The sequence below is a fragment of the Rodentibacter sp. JRC1 genome (assembly GCF_020521555.1).
Taxonomy (GTDB): Bacteria; Pseudomonadota; Gammaproteobacteria; order Enterobacterales; family Pasteurellaceae; genus Rodentibacter; species Rodentibacter abscessus.
In genome coordinates this window covers 1,414,242-1,435,520 of record NZ_BPWA01000001.1, presented here as the reverse complement: position 1 = coordinate 1,435,520, position 21,279 = coordinate 1,414,242, and the positions used below count along the sequence as shown (strand labels likewise).

Below are 21,279 nucleotides of genomic sequence, written 5' to 3'. Positions count from 1 at the left end.
CGCTATGATTGGGACTTTTGTGCCGGAGTAACTTCTATATCATCCGGCGGATAATAATCGGATAAGCGTTCGGTCAATTCCGCTTGTTCGTGGGCTTCAAGTGCGGTCAAATTCAAAGCTGTTTTTTCTTCTTCAGAAACCTCTATCTTTTCATTTGAAGTTAGAGTTTCTTCGGAAAGCGAAGCTTCGACAGATTTATCGGCATTTTCAGACGCACTTTTGATTTCTTTAATTTGTTCTTCCACCGTCGTACCGGCTTCTGCGGCTTTCGCTTCTAACTCCGCACGCATTTTATTCGCTTGCATTTTCAATTCTTCAACGGTTTTACCCAATTCCGGAGAGAGTGTTTGCAAATTCAACGATTCCGCTTTCTTAATGCTATCCTGCAATTCTTGCAGTTTCAGTTCTTGTTTTAATTCATTTTGAACATTCGCCGCTAATCCGCGAATGGTTTTTACCCAGCCCATCACGGTTCGAATTGCCACAGGCAAACGTTTAGGGCCTAGCACAACCAAGCCCACTATCATTAATAAAACAAGTTCGGAAAAACCAATATCAAACACGGGTTATGCCTGTTCTTTCTCTTTTACGCTTTCAGATTTTGTCGTATTTGCCGATTCGTCTTGAATTGATTTAAATTCCGCATCTTTCGATTTCGGCTCATCATCTTGCATCGCTTTTTTAAATCCTTTCACTGCCGCGCCAAGATCAGAACCTGCATTTCTTAACTTCTTCGTACCAAAAACCAACAAAATCACCACTAGCAAGATGATCATTTGCGCAGGGGATAAACCGAACATAATAAAAACTCCGTTTTCTAAAAATAAAAAATTCGGGCTGAATATACTCTTTTTACCCTCATTGAACAATAGCTAAGGGGAATTATTTTGCCCCATTCATAATGAATTAAATTTAAAAATGTTGACGAGTATTGCTGCACTTTTCCGTTCTACTTGTACTGTCTTCGGTTTGCAACTTTAGTGTCTATTTTAATTTACTACAACAAAAGTGCGGTCAACTTTCGTTGAGAATTTACGGTATTATGTAGCAGTCGCACAAAGTGAATTTTATATCCAATATTTAGCGGGAATAGGGGGCGTTAAGCTTTGCGTAACGCACCATTTCATCATTACCCCCCTCTATATGGTGCATTACGGCTTCGCCTAACGACACCCACGATGATTTGTGCAAGTGCTACATAATACCGAGAATTTAAAAGTTGGAAGAATGGCAAAAATTGCTATAATCAGCGCCTAATTTTTATTGAGGAAAAAGAATAATGAACCGGATTTCTTATTGGCAACGCCTAAAAGTTGCCTTTCAATATGTGATGCCGCAACTTTATCTAACCCGTTTTGCTGGTTGGTTTGCCAAACAAAAATGGGGGAAAATCACTCATCTTGCCATTCAAGCCTTTGCGAAAAAATATCGCATTGATATGAGTATTGCGCAAAAGGAACAATTTAACGAATACGCCAGTTTTAACGAATTTTTTATTCGTCCTTTAAAAGAAAATGCCCGTCCAATTAATCAAAATCCAAACGCGCTGTGCTTGCCGGCAGACGGTCGGATTAGCGAATGCGGTCATATTGATGACAACCGATTACTACAAGCCAAAGGACATTTTTTCCGTTTAGAAGCGTTATTGGCGGAAGATGAAACCTTGGTGGAAACCTTTAAAAACGGCGAGTTTGTCACCACTTACCTCTCTCCGCGTGATTATCATCGCGTTCATATGCCTTGTGACGGAACATTACGCAAAATGATTTATGTGCCGGGGGAGTTATTTTCCGTCAATCCGTTTTTAGCTCAACATATCCCGAACTTATTCGCTCGTAACGAACGTGTTATTTGTGTGTTTGATACGGAATTTGGCACAATGGTACAAATTCTAGTCGGCGCAACCATCACAGCAAGCATCGGTACGGTTTGGGCCGGTGTGATTAATCCGCCACGTCACGATACCGTGAAAACTTGGACTTACGAGGGCGAAAATGCAGTGAAATTAATGAAAGGCCAAGAAATGGGGTGGTTCCAACTCGGTTCAACCGTCATTAACCTATTCCAAGAAAACCAAGTGCGTTTAGCCGATCATTTAACGGTAGACGAGCCGGTGCGTATGGGCGAAATCTTGGCATACAAAAACTAATTTTTTAACAAAGGAAAACAGCAATGAGTTTTAAAAACGTGAAATTAGAGAGTATCTCTGAAAAAGGCAGCTATGGGATCGGCTTACAAATCGGCCAACAATTACTTGATAGTCAAATGGACATCATGGTTGAAGCGGTGGCGAAAGGTATTTTTGATGCCTTAAATCACAATCAACCGGCATTAGATATGAATGATTTAATGACTTCCGTACAACAACTTCAACAACAAGCGGCAGAGGCGCAGCAAGCTCAATTTAAAGTTATTGAAGAAGAAGGAAAAGTATTCTTAGCTGAAAATGCCAAAAAAGATGGGGTAAATATCACGGATAGCGGTCTTCAATATGAAATCATCACCGAAGGCAAAGGCGCAAAACCGAGCGCAACCGACAAAGTTCGTGTTCACTATATCGGTACTTTACCAAACGGAACGGTGTTTGATAGCTCTGTCGCACGCGGCCAACCTGCTGAATTTCCGGTAAACGGCGTTATTCGCGGCTGGGTAGAAGCGCTACAAATGATGCCTGTAGGATCGAAATGGAAATTAACCATTCCACACGAATTAGCCTACGGAGAACGTGGTGCCGGCGCCTCTATCCCACCGTTCTCTCCATTAGTATTTGAAGTAGAATTACTCGATATTCTTTAATTTAAAGATAAAAAGTGCGGTTAAAAATTCCGGTATTATGCATCACTTGCACAAAAGGCTGTTTTTAATTCAAATGTAGGGGGCGTTAGGCTTGCCGTAACGCACCAAATTTGGGTTTAATGGTGCGTTACGCCTTTTTGGTTAACACACCCTACTCTGTTTTGTGCAACAACTACATAATGGTGAAAAATTCCGGTATTTCTAACCGCACTTTTTATTACAAAATCACATATCAATTAACCAAAAATTATTGGCATATTCTCCCTCCTCCAATTAAAAATAACTCCACCTTTTCCTTAATTTTTGTCCGGAGGATCAATGCTTTTAACAGGATTACTTTGCGGTATTTTGCTTGGGTTTGTTATGCAGCGTGGACGTTTTTGTATCACGGGTGCATTTCGGGATTTATATGTAACAAAAAACAACAAAATGTTTGTCGCCTTGTTCATTGCAATCTCGGTGCAATCTATCGGTTTCTTCATTTTAAAAGAGATAGGTTGGTTGAATATTGAACCTGCCAAAAACTTTGAATACCTTGCGGTGATTAGCGGTTCTTTCTTATTCGGTATCGGTATTATTTATGCCGGAGGTTGTGCCACAGGAACTTGGTATCGTGCGGCTGAAGGGCTTATCGGGAGCTGGGTTGCATTATTTATGTATATGCTGTTGAGTGCGATGATGCGTACCGGTCCGCTTGGCGATATTAACCGTGCGGTACGCAGTGTAAAAGTGGAGGAGCGTAATATTTATGAAACGGTTGGTATTTCGGCTTGGTGGTTCGTTGCTTTATTAACCGTTGTTACAGGCTATTATGTCTATAAACATCTTTCTAAACCGCAAGCTAAGGTTGCTTCACTCAAACCGAAAAAAATCGGTATTGCACACATATTATTTGAAAAACGCTGGCATCCGTTCGTTTCTGCATTGTTAATCGGTTTAATCGCTCTTGTCGCTTGGCCATTGAGTGTCGCAACCGGACGTATTGGGGGGCTAGGCATTACCACGCCGTCAGCAAATATTATGCAGTACTTAATCACCGATGATACAAAATTTATCAACTGGGGCGTGTTCTTGGTATTGGGAATCTTCATTGGTTCATTTATTGCCGCAAAAGGCAGTAACGAATTTCGTCTTCGCTTACCGGATATTCAAACCATAGTACGAAGTGCATTCGGCGGCATACTTATGGGCGTTGGGGCAAGCCTTGCGGGAGGATGCTCAATAGGCAACGCTTTAGTCGCCACCGCTTATTTTTCATGGCAAGGTTGGGTATCCCTTCCTTTGATGGTACTTGGCACTAGGGTTGCAGCTTATTTTACGATTATCCGCCCGCATCAATTAAAATCTGTATCTTAATATTAGGAGAAAAAATGATTGTTAAATTACCGACTCTTGGTTTAGTTTGCCCTTTTCCCCTTGTTGAAGCCAAAGAAGCGATGGCAACACTCAATAAAGGAGACGGCTTAGAAATTGAATTTGATTGTACGCAAGCTACGGAAGCGATCCCCTCTTGGGCTGCGGAAGAAGGCTATGATGTCACTAATTTTGAACAAATCGGTGATGCAAAATGGACGATCACAGTGGTGAAATAAATGCAAAGAGCGGTCAAAAAACAAAAAGATTTTTGACCGCTCTTTTCTTACTAAGTATATAAAAACTAGATCAATTTAACCGGTACTTTCACCACTAATTTTTTTATTTTTTCCGATTTACCTTTTACTATACAGCAAGGTTTATGCGGTTCATAAGGGTAAAACACGGCAAACATTTGGGGGGTTAATGTAACGGTAAATTTATTTTCAATATCTTCAGAGGTAAGCTGATAATCATCGGCTTCGTTATAATCCTCATACTTGGTTAAATCCGGATAAGTTGCGCCGACCTCAATATTTTCCGTGCCGCGAATCAACACTTGTACATCTAAATAATCGTGATGTAATTCCGCCTTTTTACTGCTTGGTTCAGCGGTTTCCGGCTCCATCACGTTCATATAAATTTGATCATTAATGTCGTGGCGACAGTTCTCTAATGCGGTTAAATCCAATGCAGTTAGATAGTCACAGACTTCTACAATCACTTTTGGTAAACCCACTTTAAAATTCGGGTTGGTTAAACTACCGATAATCATATTCTCTCCTTATGCGAATATGTGAATAATGAATAAAGATCGCCTCATAATAGCAAGTCGGCGAGGTGAAATAAAGTTACCAATCACATTAAAACATCTGTATAATACGTGCGCTTTGTTTTCTGTATTAGCGTGCGGCTATCAAAAGAAATTTTTGTTATATAAAGTGCGGTTGATTTTTCAAAGATTTCTTTTGTTAGTCGCAATCTGGAAAATAAAGCATTGTTTTAAGATATAAGAAGGAAAACATTGTGAATCCAATTGTTAAACAATTTAAATACGGTCAGCACACCGTAACCCTAGAAACCGGTGCGATTGCGCGTCAAGCAACGGCAGCGGTGATGGCAAGCATGGATGATACCAGCGTGTTCGTTACCGTGGTTGCTAAAAAAGATGTAAAAGAAGGTCAAGATTTTTTCCCATTAACGGTTAATTATCAAGAGCGTACTTACGCAGCCGGTCGAATCCCGGGCGGTTTCTTCAAACGTGAAGGTCGTCCGTCTGAAGGTGAGACTTTGATCGCACGTTTAATTGATCGTCCAATCCGTCCATTATTCCCGGAAGGTTTCTTTAACGAAATTCAAGTGGTCGCAACGGTAGTTTCCGTTAACCCGCAAATTAGCCCGGATTTAGTTGCAATGATTGGTGCTTCTGCGGCACTTTCATTATCTGGCGTACCATTTAATGGCCCTATCGGTGCGGCACGTGTCGGTTTTATCAATAATCAATTTGTATTAAACCCAACCATGGCTGAACAAAAACAAAGCCGTTTGGATTTGGTGGTTGCCGGTACCGATAAAGCCGTATTAATGGTTGAATCCGAGGCGGATATTTTAACGGAAGAACAAATGTTATCTGCCGTCGTATTCGGTCATCAACAACAACAAGTAGTGATTGAAGCGATTAAAGAATTTGTTGCGGAAGCCGGTAAGCCCCGTTGGAACTGGGTTGCACCTGAACCGAATACCGATTTAATCAATAAAGTGAAAGCCATTGCCGAAGCACGCTTGGGTGATGCCTACCGTATCACCGAAAAACAAACCCGTTATGAGCAAATTGATGCGATTAAAGCGGATGTGATTGCTCAAATCACCGCAGAAGATGAAGCAATCAGCGAAGGTAAAATCGTTGATATTTTCACCGCACTTGAAAGCCAAATCGTGCGTGGTCGTATCATCGCCGGTGAACCGCGCATTGACGGACGTACCGTGGACACCGTGCGTGCATTAGATATTTGCACCGGTGTATTGCCTCGCACCCATGGTTCTGCCATTTTCACCCGTGGTGAAACCCAAGCATTGGCGGTGGCAACTTTAGGGACCGAGCGTGATGCACAAATTATCGATGAATTGACCGGTGAACGCTCCGATCACTTCTTATTCCACTATAACTTCCCGCCGTACTCTGTGGGTGAAACCGGAATGATCGGCTCGCCAAAACGCCGTGAAATCGGTCACGGTCGTTTAGCCAAACGTGGTGTTGCAGCAGTCATGCCAAGTCTTACCGAATTCCCTTATGTGGTGCGAGTGGTTTCTGAAATCACCGAATCAAACGGCTCTTCTTCAATGGCATCGGTATGCGGTGCATCCCTTGCATTAATGGATGCCGGCGTACCGATTAAAGCTGCCGTTGCCGGTATCGCGATGGGCTTAGTGAAAGAAGAAGAGAAATTCGTGGTGCTTTCCGATATTCTTGGAGATGAAGACCATTTGGGTGATATGGACTTTAAAGTTGCCGGTACACGTGAAGGGGTAACAGCACTTCAAATGGACATCAAAATTGAAGGGATTACCCCTGAAATTATGCAAATCGCCTTAAATCAGGCGAAAAGCGCGCGTATGCATATTCTCGGCGTGATGGAACAAGCGATTCCTGAGCCGCGTGCCGATATTTCCGACTACGCACCGCGTATTCACACAATGAAGATTGATCCGAAGAAAATCAAAGATGTTATCGGTAAAGGTGGCGCAACAATTCGCGCACTAACGGAAGAAACCGGCACTTCTATCGATATTGATGATGACGGCACAGTGAAAATTGCAGCGGTAGATAGCAATGCGGCGAAAAACGTGATGGTACGCATTGAAGAAATCGTTGCAGAAGTAGAAGCGGGGGCAATCTACAAAGGTAAAGTAACCCGCTTAGCAGACTTTGGTGCATTTGTTGCAATCGTCGGCAACAAAGAAGGTTTAGTTCATATTTCACAAATCGCAGAAGAACGCGTAGAAAAAGTGAGTGATTACCTTCAATTGGGTCAAGAAGTCAATGTGAAAGTGGTAGAAATCGATCGTCAAGGCCGTATCCGCTTAACAATGAAAGACTTGGCACCAAAACAAGAAACCGAAATTAACCAAGAAGATTCTACGGAAGAACAAGAATAATCTTGGTCGATGAAATCAGAACTTGATGGCAAGTGTCATCAAGTTTTGTTCTTTCCAACAATTTATTGACACAAAAGAAAGCAAATGCGATGTTTTCGACTACCTCACCATTTTTTAATCTATTTATTTAGCTTATGTGCGGTGTTGTTTCTTACAGGCTGTATTCAGTCAGGAAACGTTTTTGTGTCTAAAAATCAAGTAATGCTTGCTGAACAAAACCCAAATTCACACTTTGAACAGGAAGTGATGATTGTGCGAATCAGCCAAGTGTTATTAGTTGGGAAAATGAGTAATGAAGAACGAGCTTCACTGCACTTTGAACGCGGGGTTTTATATGATTCCCTTGGTTTATGGGGATTAGCACGTTACGATTTTACTCAAGCCCTTGCATTGCAGCCTAAAATGGCTTCTGTGTATAACTATTTAGGGCTTTATTTATTGCTTGAAGAGGATTATGACAGCGCATTAGAAACCTTTAATGCGGTGTTTGAATTGGATGCAAGCTATGACTATACCCACCTTAATCGTGGTTTAAATTTTTATTATGTGGGACGTTACAATCTTGCCGAACAAGATTTCTTACAGTTCTACCAAGCCGATACAAAAGATCCTTACCGTGTCTTATGGCTGTACTTGAACGAACAAAAATTAAAACCACAAGAAGCCCATGCAAACCTTGTTGAACGAGCAAAAGGGCTATCAGAGGATTTCTGGGGTACAAATATCGTTCAATACTACTTAGGACATATTTCTTTAGAACAATTGCAACAACGCGCCGATGAATTTGCTAAAAATTCTCAGCAATACGCAGAAATTCTAACAGAAACCTATTTTTATCTAGCAAAACAAAAACTCAATGTAGGGCTGGTAGATGAAGCGGCGGCTTTATTTAAACTGGCAATGGCAAATCAGGTTTATAACTTTGTTGAGTATCGTTTTGCTTCGTTTGAGCTAATGAAATTAAAACCGGCTCAAACAGAAAACGAAAAAGAAGAGAAAAGTGCGGTCGCAAAAGCGGTTGTTTTATAAAAATCGCAGTATGATGTACCACTTGCACAAATTGAAAACCATCGTAGGGTGCGTTAGGCGAAGCCGTAACGCACCAAAATGTGATTTCAATGCTGTTTAACGGTGCGTTACGGTAAACCTAACACACCCTACCTGAAACTCTATTGAGTTTTCCTTATTTATAATTCGAGAATTTTAATGACAGACAAAATCACTTTTAATGACTTGGGCTTACCTGAGTTCATCTTAAAAGCCGTTTCAGACTTAGGTTTTGAAACCCCTTCCCCAATTCAGCAAACTTGTATTCCGCATTTGCTCAATGGCAATGATGTGCTGGGTATGGCACAAACCGGTAGCGGTAAAACCGCTGCATTTGCTTTACCGCTTCTAGCACAAATCGATACAGCGGCAAAACATCCGCAAATGTTAGTGATGGCACCAACCCGAGAACTTGCCATCCAAGTAGCGGATGCTTGTGAACAATTTGTGAAATATGCGCATGGTACACGCATTGTTACGCTTTACGGCGGTCAACGCTATGACATTCAACTTCGCGCTTTAAAACAGGGAGCGCAAGTGGTTGTCGGCACACCGGGGCGTATTCTCGATCATATTCGCCGCGGTACTTTAGATCTATCCGAGCTTCGCTTTATCGTGCTTGATGAGGCCGATGAAATGTTACGAATGGGCTTTATTGATGATGTAGAAACCGTGATGGCGGAATTGCCGGAAAATCATCAAACCGCACTTTTCTCTGCAACGATGCCGGAACCTATTCGCCGCATAACCAAGCGCTTTATGAACGATCCGAAAGAAGTGAAGATCAAAGTCAATAACGAAAACGCACCGGATATTGAACAAAGTTGCTGGTATGTACATGGAGTGCGTAAAAATGAAGCACTTCTTCGCTTTTTAGAAGTAGAAGATTTTGACGCGGCGATTATCTTCGCCCGTACCAAAACCGCAACACTGGATATTACCGAACTGCTTGAAAAAAACGGCTTTCGTTCAGCCGCACTTAATGGAGATATGACGCAACAATTACGTGAACAAACCCTTGACCGTTTGCGTAACGGCAGCCTTGATATTGTTGTGGCAACCGATGTTGCAGCACGCGGTATTGACATTGAACGCATCAGCCTCGTTGTAAACTACGATATTACGCTTGACGCTGAATCTTATATTCACCGTATAGGTCGTACCGGTCGTGCCGGTCGTTCAGGCCGTGCGCTATTGTTTGTCGAACCACGTGAACGCCGCTTACTTCGCAATATTGAACACTTAATGAAAAAACCGATCAATGAAGTGGAATTGCCGAACCATTTAGTGTTGCAAGAATGTCGCCGTAAGAAATTCGTAGCGAAAATCACCAAACAACTTGAGCATCACGATCTGGAACAATATCGCAGCCTGTTGGAAGATTTATTTACCGCAGATCAAGATCAGGAAGATATTGCGGCAGCAATGTTAATGTTACTTCAAGGTAAACAAAAACTTATCCTTCCTCCTGATCCACCAATGGAAAAACGCCGCCGTAATGAACGTGATCGCCGCGAAAATCCACGTTCTGCGGAACGTCGCGGAGAACGCAAAGGCTATGGCAATCCGCAACCAATGGATTTATATCGCATTGAAGTGGGTAGAATGGATGGCGTGGACGTTCGTCATATTGTGGGTGCGATTGCAAATGAGGGTGATATTGATAGCCGTTATATTGGTCATATCAAACTTTATGATGAACATTCCACCGTAGAATTGCCACAAGGAATGCCGAAAGAATTACTTCACCAATTTGGCAAAACCCGCGTGTTGAATAAACAAATGCAAATGTCATTTCTTGGTGCGGTAAAATCTGATAGTAACCGTGGCGGAGATGATTTCAACGGTAAACGTCGCGGAGGACGTGGCAATGACTTTGCTCGTGAGCGAGGACGTAACGAGCGTGGAGGACGTAAATTTAACGAAAAATCCAACCGCTCTTTTAGTGATAAACCACGCAAAGCACGCCGTGGCTAAAATCCTTAAACACTAATTCTAAGCCCCTTAAATAAAATCTGAAGGGGCTTTTTATTGTCTATACACAAAATTCCCGTTACAATCCGCCACAATTTACAAAATAGGATAAGGTATTTGAAAGGTTTATTTTTACGCATTATTGCCGCTTTTGCTTTGTTACTTTGGGCGATTGATATGGTATTCCCGTGGCAAAAAATCATGCGATCGGAAGAAAATCACTATTCAGCCATCCGATCTCGCGGCAGTTTGGTTGTAGGTACAATTAATAATCCGATTTATTATTTCATTAGTGCTAAAGGGGAATCCGGTTTGGAATATGAATTGGCAAAAAGTTTTGCCAATTATCTGGGCGTAGAGCTTGAAATTAAAACGTTAGAAAATACGGATGCGCTTTTTCAGGCACTTGAAAATAATCAAATTGACTTGGCGGCGGCAAACTTGCTCTTTCATCCCAAACGAGCCGAACAATTTCAATTAGGCCCGGCTTATACCTCCGCCTCTTGGCAACTGGTTTATCAAAAAGGAGAAAATCGTCCGAAAGATTTAAGCCAAGTTCAGCGGGAAATCGAATTTGCCGGTGGTGGAGAATTAGAAGAATTATTAGCTCAATTTCAGAAAAAATATCCAAAGCTAAAATGGAAAAATAACCGACGATTCACACAAGAAGAATTGTTGATACAGGTAGCGGAAGGGAAGATACCTTACACCATCGCTAATTCCATTGATGTGGCCGCCGTACAACAAATTCGCCCTAATCTTACCATTGCTTTTGATTTGACGGATGAAGCAAGCGTACATTGGTATCTGGCCAATAATTCTTATAGCGAGTTGCAAGCCGGACTGTTAGATTTTATGAACAATGCGCTTGATACCGGTTTGATTGATCGGATTGAAGAAAAATATTTCCGCCATATCGCCCAATTCGATTATGTGGATAGTCGTGCTTATTTAGAAGCGATCGAAAAAATTCTGCCGCAATATCAACCGCTCTTTGAGAAGCATAAAGGCGATTTGGATTGGCGTTTATTAGCCGCAGTGGCGTATCAAGAGTCTCATTGGAATCCGGATGCCACTTCGCCTACCGGTGTACGTGGTATGATGATGCTGACAAAAGACACGGCGGAACGAATGAAAATTAGTAACCGCACCGATCCGGAACAGAGTATTAAAGCAGGCTCAGAATATCTACATTGGCTGATTTCACAAATGCCTGACAGCATTCCGCAAGAAGATCGTATTTGGTATGCACTGGCGGCATATAATATGGGATTAGGACACGTAGTCGATGTACGCCGTTTAACCAAAAACTTGGGAGGTAATCCGGATAATTGGCTTGATGTAAAAAATAACTTACCGTTATTAGCGGAAAAACGCCATTATAGTAGCTTGAAATACGGCTATGCACGCGGTTATGAGGCCTATCAATATGTCGAAAATATTCGCCGTTATATGAATAGTATTGTGAACTACCATCGAGTTCGGGAAAATCAAAACAATAATGAATTTGAAAGTGCGGTCAAAAATAAACAAGAATAGGAGAAAGTAGCAATGTTAAAACGAAAAACCTTCTTGAAAAAAGTGAAGTCTCGAGATATTTCCTCCTCTCGGAACTTACGTTTAAGACGACTAAAACATCGTAAACAAAAACAATTTAAACGCCAAGCTCTGCAATTTGTCGTGCAAGAGATTTGCGGTTAATTTATCGAAAAAAGAAAACCCCGATACGCCGTCGGGGTTTTCTTTATTTTTTTATTTAGCTGTCGGTACGACTAATTCCGAATCTTTCGGTTTTTCCACTTTGGAGAATTGCTTATCTTTATTTGCATCAATCACTTGTTGGGTTTGATTGGCTAAGGTTTCCAATCCCATTTTTCGATAAGCATCACGCATAAAGAATAATGCTTCATAGGTCGGTTGTGTATCAGGGTATAATTGCAACATCCCCACAACACGGTTTGCGACCGCCACATCCGCATTGCGTTTAGCATAGAATTTCACAATATCTAATTCGTGGCGGGCTAAAGAATCTTTAATATACGCCATACGCGCCAAAGCATCTTGTGAGTAAGGACTATTCGGGAACGCACGTACTAAACTTTGGAAATTTGAGAACGCGGTTTTCAATGATTTTGTTTCACGGGTTGCACGATCAATCCCGAAAAAATCCTGAATGGCATTATCTGCGGTTGCGGAATTTGTTAAGCCTGCCATATACACGGCATAATCACGATTTGGGCTTTGTGGGAATTGATTTAAAAAACTATCTACATTAACCAATACCGCCGTGTAATCCTGCGATTTATAATAGGCATAAATTAAATCCAGCATTGCCTGCTCTTGATAAGTACTGCCGGGGAAACGTGCTGTTGTCGCACTTAAATAACGGATTGCATCGGCATATCCCCCTTCTTGCAATGAAGCCGCTCCCTTATTATAAAGCTCATCCACAGAGGCTTGTTCCACTTCCTTATTACCGCTTGAACAACCGACCACGGCAAATGCAGCCACTGCAAGTAACGCCAATACTTTCATTTTACGCATTGTTTTTTCCTTAATTTTTACGAAAACCAATAAATAAGATACAATTGACCGACATTGTATAGAACATTGTTAAATAAGCCAACTTTTTAAACCTCTTGTGAGATAGATTTTTATGCCGCAAATAACCCTTTCGGCTGAGGTTCAGCCCGAACAAATGGGGCAGCGTTTAGACCAAACCCTTGCCGAGTTGTTCCCGGAATATTCCCGTTCACGTCTAAAAGTATGGATTGAAGCGGATCGAGTGAAAATGAACGATCGTATTGCCAATGTACCGCGTGAAAAAGTACTGGGCGGAGAACAAATTGAAATTGTCGTAGAAGTAGAAGATGAAACCCGTTTTGAAGCGGAAAATATCCCGCTCAATATCGTCTATGAAGATGATCATATTATCGTGATAAATAAACCGAAAGATCTTGTCGTTCACCCCGGAGCGGGTAATCCGAACGGCACGGTGCTCAATGCACTGCTTTATCATTATCCGCCGATTGCGGAAGTACCCCGTGCCGGCATTGTCCATCGCCTTGATAAAGATACGACGGGTTTAATGGTGGTCGCCAAAACCATTCCGGCACAAACAAAACTTGTACGCGATCTCCAAAAACGCAAAATCACGCGCGAATATGAGGCCGTCGCTTCCGGCATTATGACAAAAGGCGGAACGGTGGATCAGCCGATGGCACGCCATGCCACCAAACGTACGCTGATGGCGGTACATCCTATGGGAAAACCTGCCGTCACACATTATCGTATTATGGAAAACTACCGCAACTATACCCGCTTACGCTTACGCTTAGAAACCGGTAGAACCCACCAAATTCGGGTTCATATGGCGCATATAGCTCACCCGCTATTGGGAGATCAAACCTACGGTGGTCGCCCTCGTCCGCCTAAAAATGCAAGCGAGGGTTTTATGGAAGTATTGCGTAACTTTAAACGTCAAGCGTTACACGCCGTGATGTTACGTTTGGCACATCCGATCACAGGGGAAATGATGGAATGGTATGCGCCTCTACCGAATGATTTTGTTGAATTACTTGAAGCCTTAAAAGCGGACTATCTCGAACACAAAGATGAATTGGATTACTAATATGAAAGCTATTTATCCAAACTGGCAGGTAGCCGCAAATATTCACGCATTTACCACAACACGCACAGGTGGCGTAAGTCTTACTCCTTTTGCGAGTTTTAATTTGGGTGATCACGTGGGTGATGAAAAAAGTGCGGTCGAAATCAACCGCACTTTATTGGTAGAAAAATTCAATCTTCCCCAATCCCCTTTATTCTTAGCCCAAACCCATAGTACCCGCGTTATTCGGTTACCTTATGGCGATAACAATATCGAAGCGGATGCGGTTTACACGAATCAACCGAATCAAGTATGTGCGGTGATGACCGCAGATTGTTTGCCGGTACTTTTCACCACCAATCAAGGCGACGAAGTTGCCGCAGCGCATGCCGGTTGGCGTGGACTATGTGATGGCATACTGGAAGAAACCGTAAAATGTTTTCAAGCCGAACCGCAAGATATTATTGTGTGGCTTGGTCCTGCCATCGGCCCTACCGCCTTTCAAGTAGGAAAAGAAGTGATTGAACAATTTATAGCGTTTAATCCTATCGCCGAAACCGCTTTCAAGCCAGATCCGAACCAAACGGGAAAATATCTCGGCAATCTTTATCAAATTGCGACACAACGCCTAAATAAACTCGGTATTGTTCACATTTTCGGCGGTAACCATTGTACATTCAATGAAGAGAACTTATTTTTTTCTTATCGAAGAGAAGGAAAAACCGGTCGAATGGCAAGTGTTATCTGGTTTGATTAACACGATTCGTTGACAGTGAAAAATGCGACTTAATCGGTCGCTTTTCTTTTGACTTTTTTTTGAAAAAGACGGTATTATGTAGCAGTTGCACAAAAGGCTGTTTTTAATTCAAATGTAGGGTGCGTTAGGCTTGCCGTAACGCACCAAACTTGGGTTTAACGGTGCGTTACGCCTTTGGCTAACGCACCCTACTCTGTTTTGTGCAACTGATGCATAATACCGAAATAATTAAACTTTTTGCTATGATGTAGCAAACGCACAAAAAGAATTTGATTGCGTTAGTAGGGGCGGGTCCTGTGCCCGCCCGTATAGAAAAATTCAATGATTTGGATTTTTAAAATCAAATTTTTTGCAATATCAATACGTTTGGAATACAAAATATCGCACGGGCGGGCACAGGACCCGCCCCTACAATATTTTATACAACTGCTACATAACGCTGAAAATAATTAAATTTTTGACCGCACATCTCGCTCACTGCGAACCACAACGCTCAAACCAGCTTTCTAAAATTAAGCACGCTGAAATACCATCGACTTTGCCTTTTTTCAAAGCTCGAAAACCGCCGCGTTCAAAGATTTCACTGCGTGCTTCCGTTGTCGTTAAACGTTCATCTTGTAATTCGACTCTGACACCAAAGCGTCCGTTTAAACGATTTGCAAATTTTCGTGCGCGCAATGTAAGATCTTGTTCCGTACCATCCATATTCAAGGGTAGCCCCACCACCACAACCTCAGGTTTCCATTCTTTTAAGCATTTTTCAATGGCATCCCAATTCGGTATACCATCTTGCGCTTTAAAAGCGGGTAAAGCTTGTGCCGTACCGGTAATGCTTTGTCCTACGGCACAACCAATACTTTTCATACCAAAATCAAAGGCAAGTGCGGTAAAACTCATTAAGCACGCCCCACTTGCGCTGCCGCAAAATTATGCGGATGGATGCCTAACAGTTGATTTGCCGCGAAATAACGTTCTTCATAAGGCGTATCAAATAAAATTCTTTCATCAGAGGGAACAACCAACCACGCATTATCCGTAATTTCTTGTTCCAATTGCCCCGCCGACCAGCTAGCACAGCCCAATGCCACCAAGTATTTTTCCGGAGCCTGTAAAGAACCGAAGGTATCCACCACATCAGCGGATGTGGTAAGGGAAAGATCATCCGTTATTTTGTAACTATGCTGAAAATCGTTTGCTGTCTTTCTATGCACGATAAACCCCCGTTCGGTATGAACAGGGCCTCCGGCAACAACCATCGCATCATCAAAAGTGCGGTCATTTTTCATCATAAAATTGAGTTTAGAATAAAGTTCTGCAATGCTTAAATCGGTCGGTTGATTAATCACTAAGCCCATAGAACCTTGTTCGTTATGCTCACATACAAATACCACGGTACGCTGGAAATAATCCTCTAAATGTGGCATTGCAATTAAAAATTGTCCTTGTAAATCCATTATTCGCCTAAATCTCCAAAACAAATTTGTAATGCGGTGATGGCAGCCAGTGAGGCCGTTTCCGTACGCAATACACGCTTTCCTAATAAAATTTCAGTAAATCCTTGCTGTTCCGTTTGTGCAATCTCTTGAGGTGACAAACCGCCTTCAGAACCAATCAATAAACGTACCCCTTCTGTCGGAATATTCGGCAGTGTTTTGATGGAATATTGGGCGCGCGGGTGCAAATTCAATTTCAATGCGCCATCATTTTCCGCACACCAGTCTTGTAATTTCATCAAAGGACGAATTTCCGGTACGATGTTACGTCCGCATTGTTCACAGGCGGCTATCGCAATTTTTTGCCATTGTTGAATTTTCTTATCCATACGTTCACCATCCAATTTTACTCCACAGCGTTCCGACCAAAGCGGGGTGATGACAGTCACGCCCAGCTCCACGGATTTTTGAATGGTAAATTCCATACGATCACCACGGGAAATCACTTGCCCCAAATGAATTTTAAGGTTTGATTCTTTATCTGCAAACTCACGACTTAGAATTTCAACTTTCACCGCTTTTTTACCCGCCTCAATAATGCGGGCGGAATAAATGTGATTACTACCGTCAAACAATTCGATTTGTTCGCCTTCCGTCATTCGCAACACACGCCCAACGTGATTTGCCGCATCATCGGAAAGTTGACATTGAGTTTGAGTTTCAAGAGATTCGGGGTGATAAATTCGAGGTATACGCATAATGTTGTTTATGTATATTGATAAAAAGTGCGGTCGGTTTTTACTTACTTTTGCATTATTATGTAGCATTTACACAAAGAGAATTTTATATCCGATATTTATCGAGTGTAGGGTGCGTTAAGCTTTGCGTAACGCACCATTTCATCATTAAACCCTCTATTGGTGCGTTACGGCTTCGCCTAACGGCACCCTACGGTGATTTGTGCAACTGATACATAATACCGTACTTTGCGACCACATAAAAAAGTCTTAGTTATACCCTTCCAAGTTAAGAACGCAGCCCGACACCTTTCTCGATCAATGAGTAGGCAAGGCAATATAATACGACCACAAGTAAGCCTAAAACTAAGAATGTATAAAAAACAGGCATATCGCTAATGCCTAAAAAACCATAACGAAACCCGTTAATCATATAGACAATCGGATTAAACTTCGAAACTACCTGCCAAAAGTCGGGTAAAAGTGAGATGGAATAAAATACACCGCCTAAATAGGTAAGCGGTGTTAAAACAAAGGTTGGAATCACACCCACATCATCAAAGGTTTTAGCAAAAATAGCGTTGATCAAGCCACCGAGAGCAAAACTGATGGTGGTAAGTAACAAGGTAGCAAAAATCATTATCCAAGAATGAATATTAAAGGTGATAAATAACAATGCAACCATCATCACCAAGAGCCCCGCCAACACGCCACGCACCATACTTCCGATAACATAGCCCCAAATGATATTATGAGAGGAGAGCGGCGAGACAAGCAATTCTTCATAGGTTTTGTTAAATTTACCTAAGAAGAAAGATGATGCCGTATTTACATAGGATGCGGTAATCGCCGTCATCATCACAAGCCCCGGGGCAATAAATTGCATATAGCTCACGCCCTGCATATCACCGATACGCCCGCCGATTAATTGCCCGAAAATAAGGAAGTAAAGTGTCGTAGTAATCACCGGCGGCACAAGGGTTTGTTTCCAAATGCGAATAACACGTTTGGATTCTCTCATTGCGAGGGTAAAAAATCCGATTACATTCATACTAATTAGCCATTTTCAGGAAAAGTTCTTCTAAACGATTCGATTTATTGCGCATACTTAGCACTTCTACATTTTGAGATGTCAGTTGAGCAAATAAATTGGTTAATCCTTGCGAGCGCTGCACTTCAACCTCAAGTGTATTTTCATCAAGCCATTGATAAGGATAATTCTCGATCACAAGCGATGAATTTTGCTTTACATTTTGTAAATCAAGCACAAAGACTTCCGTTTCCAATTTTGCCAAAAGTGATTTCATTGAGGTATTTTCAATCAATCTACCTTGCTGAATAATCCCGATATTGCGGCAAAGATTTTCTGCTTCTTCCAGATAATGGGTGGTAAGAATAATCGTTGTTCCCTGCTTATTTAACTCACGCAAAAAGTCCCAAAGCGAACGGCGAAGTTCAATATCAACACCGGCGGTCGGCTCATCTAAAATAAGTAATTTGGGATTATGCATTAATGCACGGGCAATCATCACTCGACGTTTCATTCCGCCGGATAATTCACGAATGAGGTGTGTACGCTTTTCCCGTAAGCTGAGTTTTTCCAACCAAGTTTCCGCTTGATACCGCGCTTCTTTCAATGGAATGCCGTAGAAACCGGCTTGCTGAATAAGTATATCTATCACTTTTTCAAATTGGTTGAAGTTAAACTCTTGAGGCACAAGCCCGATTTGTTGTTTAACCAGCATCTTTTGTGTATCTAAATCATAACCGAATACTTTCACTTCACCGCCGGTTTTATTAACAAGTGAGCTGATGATCCCAATCGTGGTCGATTTTCCTGCGCCGTTATGTCCAAGCAATGCGTAAAAATCACCTTGTTCAACGCTAAGATTTATGCCCTTTATCGCCTGAACACCGGTAGAATAAGTTTTGGTAAGGTTACTAATTTCTAAAGCGTACATAGGGGAGGATCTCATTGATTAAAAGAACATTCTCGAGAGCGATTACAATAAAAACTAACCCGAAAAACTTTTCGGTAACCCCTCTAAAATGGCGCGCCAATAAGTCGCTGAATGCGAATTATGTTTACGAATACAATCTACTACCGCCTCTGCATTGCCTTCTTGACAAATTTGTTGCATTTCCAAATAAAATTTCTTGGTTACATCGCGATGTTTCTCATCGCTAAAAAACAGTAAACCGATTTTTCGATAAACGCCTTTTAAACTATTAAAAATAAGACGATAAAAGGGTTTATTGGCAACCACGGTAAATTGACGAAAAACACGATAATCAAATTCCGTATAATCTTCCGCCGTGTTTTTTAATGTTTTTAATTCATCAAATAACTCTGCCGATTGTTGCGGTGAATTTTTAACCGCTTCGTAAATATAGGATTCAGACATTTTACTGCGTAACGACAACATATTATCGATAATCAAGGGGGCCGAACGTTGATCTAACGTAATCAGCGTTTCAATGATGCTTGGATTTGCCGTATCCCAAATATTATTCACTTTTGTGGGCTTTCCATGTTGAATGGTAAGCCAACCATCACGTGCCAAGCGCTGTAACACTTCGCGTAAAGTGGTACGGGTTACCCCGATTTTATCCGCAAGATCACGTTCTGAAGGTAAATTTGAACCGATAGGAAAAACATCATTCCAGATGCTTTTTACAATATATTCCTCAGCAAGTGCGGCCGGACTCTGTGCTTTTAAAAGCGTACTTTCTATATTCATAATAAATGTGCGTTAGAAAAGACCTAACGAGATCAAAAAAATGTGATTTATATTGTCAAATTCTTATCTCTGCTATTATCCTTTAAAGCACTCTATATTACAATGAGAGCACCACAAAAAAGCAGGAGTAATTATGACTTATACACAAGCCTTTATGAAAAATTTTCTTGGCTCAAGTCCGAATTGGTACAAAAGTGCCATTATCATTTTTCTCATTATTAATCCCATTATTTTCTTTTTTATCAGTCCTTTTCTTGCCGGCTGGGTTTTGGTTGCGGAGTTTATTTTCACGCTTGCGATGGCATTAAAATGCTATCCGTTACAGCCCGGAGGCTTACTTGCTATTGAAGCCATTGTCATCGGTATGACAAATCCAACCCATGTAAAAGCAGAAATTATGGCGAATTTTGAAGTTATTTTGCTTTTAATGTTTATGGTGGCAGGAATTTTCTTTATGAAACAATTACTGCTGTTTGTATTCACAAAATTGTTGGTTAACATCCGTTCTAAAATCACACTTTCCTTATCATTCTGTTTTAGTGCCGCATTTCTATCCGCTTTTCTGGATGCACTTACTGTTGTCGCGGTCATCATTAGCGTGGCGATGGGTTTTTACGGTGTTTACCATAAAGCCGCTTCAGGTAAAACATTGCAAGATGCGGTCGATATTTCAGATGATGAAAAAGTTAAAAATCGTGAAACTTTAGAAAAATTTCGTGCTTTCTTACGTAGTCTAATGATGCATGCCGGTGTGGGAACAGCATTAGGCGGAGTAATGACCATGGTGGGAGAACCCCAAAACTTAATTATTGCAGAACAAGCAAAATGGGATTTTATTGAATTCTTCTTCCGTATGGCTCCGGTTACGCTCCCTGTGTTTCTTTGCGGATTGATAACCTGCTATCTTGTAGAGAAATTTAAACTTTTCGGCTACGGAGAAAAATTACCACAAAGAGTATGGTACACCTTAGCTTCCCTAGATCGTAGCAATTCCCAAAAAATGTCTAAACAGGACAAACTTAAATTAGGTGTACAAGCATTAATCGCCGTCTGGTTGGTTTTCGCTTTAGCATTTCACTTAGCCGCAGTTGGTTTAATCGGTTTAAGCGTTATCATTCTCGCAACGGCATTTTCGGGAATCACAGATGAGCATGCAATTGGTCGTGCTTTCCAAGAATCTCTGCCATTTACCGCATTACTTGTTGTCTTTTTTACTGTCGTTGCGGTGATTATCGATCAAAAATTATTTTCTCCAATCATTCATTACGTTTTATCCGTAACGGAAAGCACCCAGCTTGTTTTATTCTATATATTTAACGGTTTGCTCTCCGCTATTTCGGACAATGTGTTCGTAGCGACGGTTTATATTAATGAAGCTAAAGCAGCCCTTACAAACGGTGTCATTGCGCCACATCAATTTGAATTGCTTTCGGTGGCAATTAATACAGGTACGAACCTACCGTCTGTTGCAACACCGAATGGTCAAGCCGCATTCTTATTTTTACTCACCTCTTCCCTTGCACCATTAATTCGCCTTTCTTATGGTAGAATGGTTTATATGGCGCTACCTTACACTATCGTGTTATCCTTGGTGGGCTTATTCGCTATTGAATACATTCTACCCGCCGCTACGATTTGGCTTGCAAATTTAGGCTTAATTATGCCGATTTAAGGA

The 21,279-nt window shown here is 41.6% G+C and carries 22 protein-coding genes; 12 read left to right on the top strand and 10 right to left on the bottom strand.

The window, feature by feature from the left end:
• Window positions 1-2 precede the first annotated feature (2 nt).
• Window positions 3-563 carry a Sec-independent protein translocase protein TatB gene (gene tatB / locus HEMROJRC1_RS06665; protein WP_226692193.1) on the bottom strand — a complete coding sequence of 187 codons (561 nt, stop codon included), beginning with the start codon at window positions 561-563 and terminating at the stop codon, window positions 3-5.
• Between the two features lie 3 nt (window positions 564-566).
• Complete coding sequence (gene tatA, locus HEMROJRC1_RS06660) at window positions 567-800, bottom strand: twin-arginine translocase TatA/TatE family subunit (protein WP_226692192.1); 234 nt, start codon at window positions 798-800, stop codon at window positions 567-569.
• A gap of 479 nt (window positions 801-1,279) precedes the next feature.
• Between tatA and asd the strand changes: the two genes are divergently transcribed.
• The 4 genes from asd (at window position 1,280) to HEMROJRC1_RS06640 (ending at window position 4,388) form a co-directional block, all read left to right on the top strand.
• Window positions 1,280-2,149 carry an archaetidylserine decarboxylase gene (asd, locus tag HEMROJRC1_RS06655; protein ID WP_226692191.1) on the top strand — a complete coding sequence of 290 codons (870 nt, stop codon included), beginning with the start codon at window positions 1,280-1,282 and terminating at the stop codon, window positions 2,147-2,149.
• A gap of 23 nt (window positions 2,150-2,172) precedes the next feature.
• Entirely contained in the window at window positions 2,173-2,796 is a 624-nt protein-coding gene (locus tag HEMROJRC1_RS06650; RefSeq protein WP_226692190.1) for an FKBP-type peptidyl-prolyl cis-trans isomerase, read from the top strand.
• A 318-nt stretch (window positions 2,797-3,114) separates the two neighbouring features.
• Window positions 3,115-4,152 (top strand): YeeE/YedE family protein, encoded by a 1,038-nt coding sequence (locus tag HEMROJRC1_RS06645; RefSeq protein ID WP_226692189.1) that lies wholly within the window; start codon window positions 3,115-3,117, stop codon window positions 4,150-4,152.
• Window positions 4,153-4,166: 14 nt separating this feature from the next.
• Window positions 4,167-4,388: a sulfurtransferase TusA family protein gene (locus HEMROJRC1_RS06640; RefSeq protein WP_226692188.1), complete on the top strand. Its 222-nt coding sequence runs from the start codon at window positions 4,167-4,169 to the stop codon at window positions 4,386-4,388.
• A gap of 65 nt (window positions 4,389-4,453) precedes the next feature.
• Here HEMROJRC1_RS06640 and nanQ read toward each other — a convergent pair whose 3' ends face one another.
• Window positions 4,454-4,924, bottom strand: coding sequence for an N-acetylneuraminate anomerase (gene nanQ / locus HEMROJRC1_RS06635; RefSeq protein WP_226692187.1), 471 nt, complete (start codon window positions 4,922-4,924; stop codon window positions 4,454-4,456).
• 251 nt (window positions 4,925-5,175) lie between these two features.
• Between nanQ and pnp the strand changes: the two genes are divergently transcribed.
• The 5 genes from pnp to HEMROJRC1_RS06610 all read left to right on the top strand — a co-directional run bounded on the left by pnp (window position 5,176) and on the right by HEMROJRC1_RS06610 (window position 12,027).
• Window positions 5,176-7,305, top strand: a complete 2,130-nt coding sequence (pnp, locus tag HEMROJRC1_RS06630) for a polyribonucleotide nucleotidyltransferase (protein ID WP_226692186.1) — start codon at window positions 5,176-5,178, stop codon at window positions 7,303-7,305.
• Between the two features lie 84 nt (window positions 7,306-7,389).
• Window positions 7,390-8,334: a lipoprotein NlpI gene (gene nlpI / locus HEMROJRC1_RS06625; protein ID WP_226692185.1), complete on the top strand. Its 945-nt coding sequence runs from the start codon at window positions 7,390-7,392 to the stop codon at window positions 8,332-8,334.
• Window positions 8,335-8,511: 177 nt separating this feature from the next.
• Complete coding sequence (locus tag HEMROJRC1_RS06620) at window positions 8,512-10,329, top strand: DEAD/DEAH box helicase (RefSeq protein ID WP_226692184.1); 1,818 nt, start codon at window positions 8,512-8,514, stop codon at window positions 10,327-10,329.
• Window positions 10,330-10,443: 114 nt separating this feature from the next.
• Entirely contained in the window at window positions 10,444-11,865 is a 1,422-nt protein-coding gene (gene mltF, locus HEMROJRC1_RS06615; protein ID WP_226692183.1) for a membrane-bound lytic murein transglycosylase MltF, read from the top strand.
• Between the two features lie 12 nt (window positions 11,866-11,877).
• Window positions 11,878-12,027, top strand: a complete 150-nt coding sequence (locus HEMROJRC1_RS06610) for a hypothetical protein (protein ID WP_194812983.1) — start codon at window positions 11,878-11,880, stop codon at window positions 12,025-12,027.
• 51 nt (window positions 12,028-12,078) lie between these two features.
• On the opposite strand, the gene HEMROJRC1_RS06605 is transcribed toward HEMROJRC1_RS06610, so the two are convergent.
• Complete coding sequence (locus HEMROJRC1_RS06605) at window positions 12,079-12,870, bottom strand: outer membrane protein assembly factor BamD (protein ID WP_226692182.1); 792 nt, start codon at window positions 12,868-12,870, stop codon at window positions 12,079-12,081.
• A 112-nt stretch (window positions 12,871-12,982) separates the two neighbouring features.
• Between HEMROJRC1_RS06605 and rluD the strand changes: the two genes are divergently transcribed.
• Both rluD and pgeF read left to right on the top strand, forming a co-directional pair.
• Complete coding sequence (gene rluD, locus HEMROJRC1_RS06600; RefSeq protein ID WP_226692181.1) at window positions 12,983-13,957, top strand: 23S rRNA pseudouridine(1911/1915/1917) synthase RluD; 975 nt, start codon at window positions 12,983-12,985, stop codon at window positions 13,955-13,957.
• Window position 13,958: 1 nt separating this feature from the next.
• A complete protein-coding gene (pgeF, locus tag HEMROJRC1_RS06595; protein WP_226692948.1) occupies window positions 13,959-14,693 on the top strand; it encodes a peptidoglycan editing factor PgeF in 735 nt (244 codons plus the stop codon).
• Window positions 14,694-15,167: 474 nt separating this feature from the next.
• Here the strand turns inward: pgeF and ruvX are convergent, their stop codons facing one another.
• The 6 genes from ruvX to fadR form a co-directional block, all read right to left on the bottom strand.
• On the bottom strand, window positions 15,168-15,590 hold the full coding sequence (gene ruvX, locus HEMROJRC1_RS06590; RefSeq protein WP_226692180.1) for a Holliday junction resolvase RuvX: 423 nt from the start codon (window positions 15,588-15,590) through the stop codon (window positions 15,168-15,170).
• Entirely contained in the window at window positions 15,590-16,150 is a 561-nt protein-coding gene (locus tag HEMROJRC1_RS06585; RefSeq protein ID WP_226692947.1) for a YqgE/AlgH family protein, read from the bottom strand. Before HEMROJRC1_RS06585 ends, ruvX begins: the two co-directional genes overlap by 1 nt.
• A complete protein-coding gene (rsmE, locus tag HEMROJRC1_RS06580; protein ID WP_226692179.1) occupies window positions 16,147-16,884 on the bottom strand; it encodes a 16S rRNA (uracil(1498)-N(3))-methyltransferase in 738 nt (245 codons plus the stop codon). Before rsmE ends, HEMROJRC1_RS06585 begins: the two co-directional genes overlap by 4 nt.
• A gap of 268 nt (window positions 16,885-17,152) precedes the next feature.
• Window positions 17,153-17,914, bottom strand: a complete 762-nt coding sequence (locus HEMROJRC1_RS06575) for an ABC transporter permease (RefSeq protein WP_226692178.1) — start codon at window positions 17,912-17,914, stop codon at window positions 17,153-17,155.
• Between the two features lies 1 nt (window position 17,915).
• Window positions 17,916-18,824, bottom strand: coding sequence for an ABC transporter ATP-binding protein (locus tag HEMROJRC1_RS06570; protein WP_226692177.1), 909 nt, complete (start codon window positions 18,822-18,824; stop codon window positions 17,916-17,918).
• 54 nt (window positions 18,825-18,878) lie between these two features.
• Window positions 18,879-19,604, bottom strand: a complete 726-nt coding sequence (gene fadR / locus HEMROJRC1_RS06565; protein ID WP_226692176.1) for a fatty acid metabolism transcriptional regulator FadR — start codon at window positions 19,602-19,604, stop codon at window positions 18,879-18,881.
• A 133-nt stretch (window positions 19,605-19,737) separates the two neighbouring features.
• On the opposite strand from fadR, the gene nhaB reads away from it, so the two are divergent.
• On the top strand, window positions 19,738-21,276 hold the full coding sequence (nhaB, locus tag HEMROJRC1_RS06560) for a Na(+)/H(+) antiporter NhaB (protein WP_226692175.1): 1,539 nt from the start codon (window positions 19,738-19,740) through the stop codon (window positions 21,274-21,276).
• Window positions 21,277-21,279: the final 3 nt, after the last annotated feature.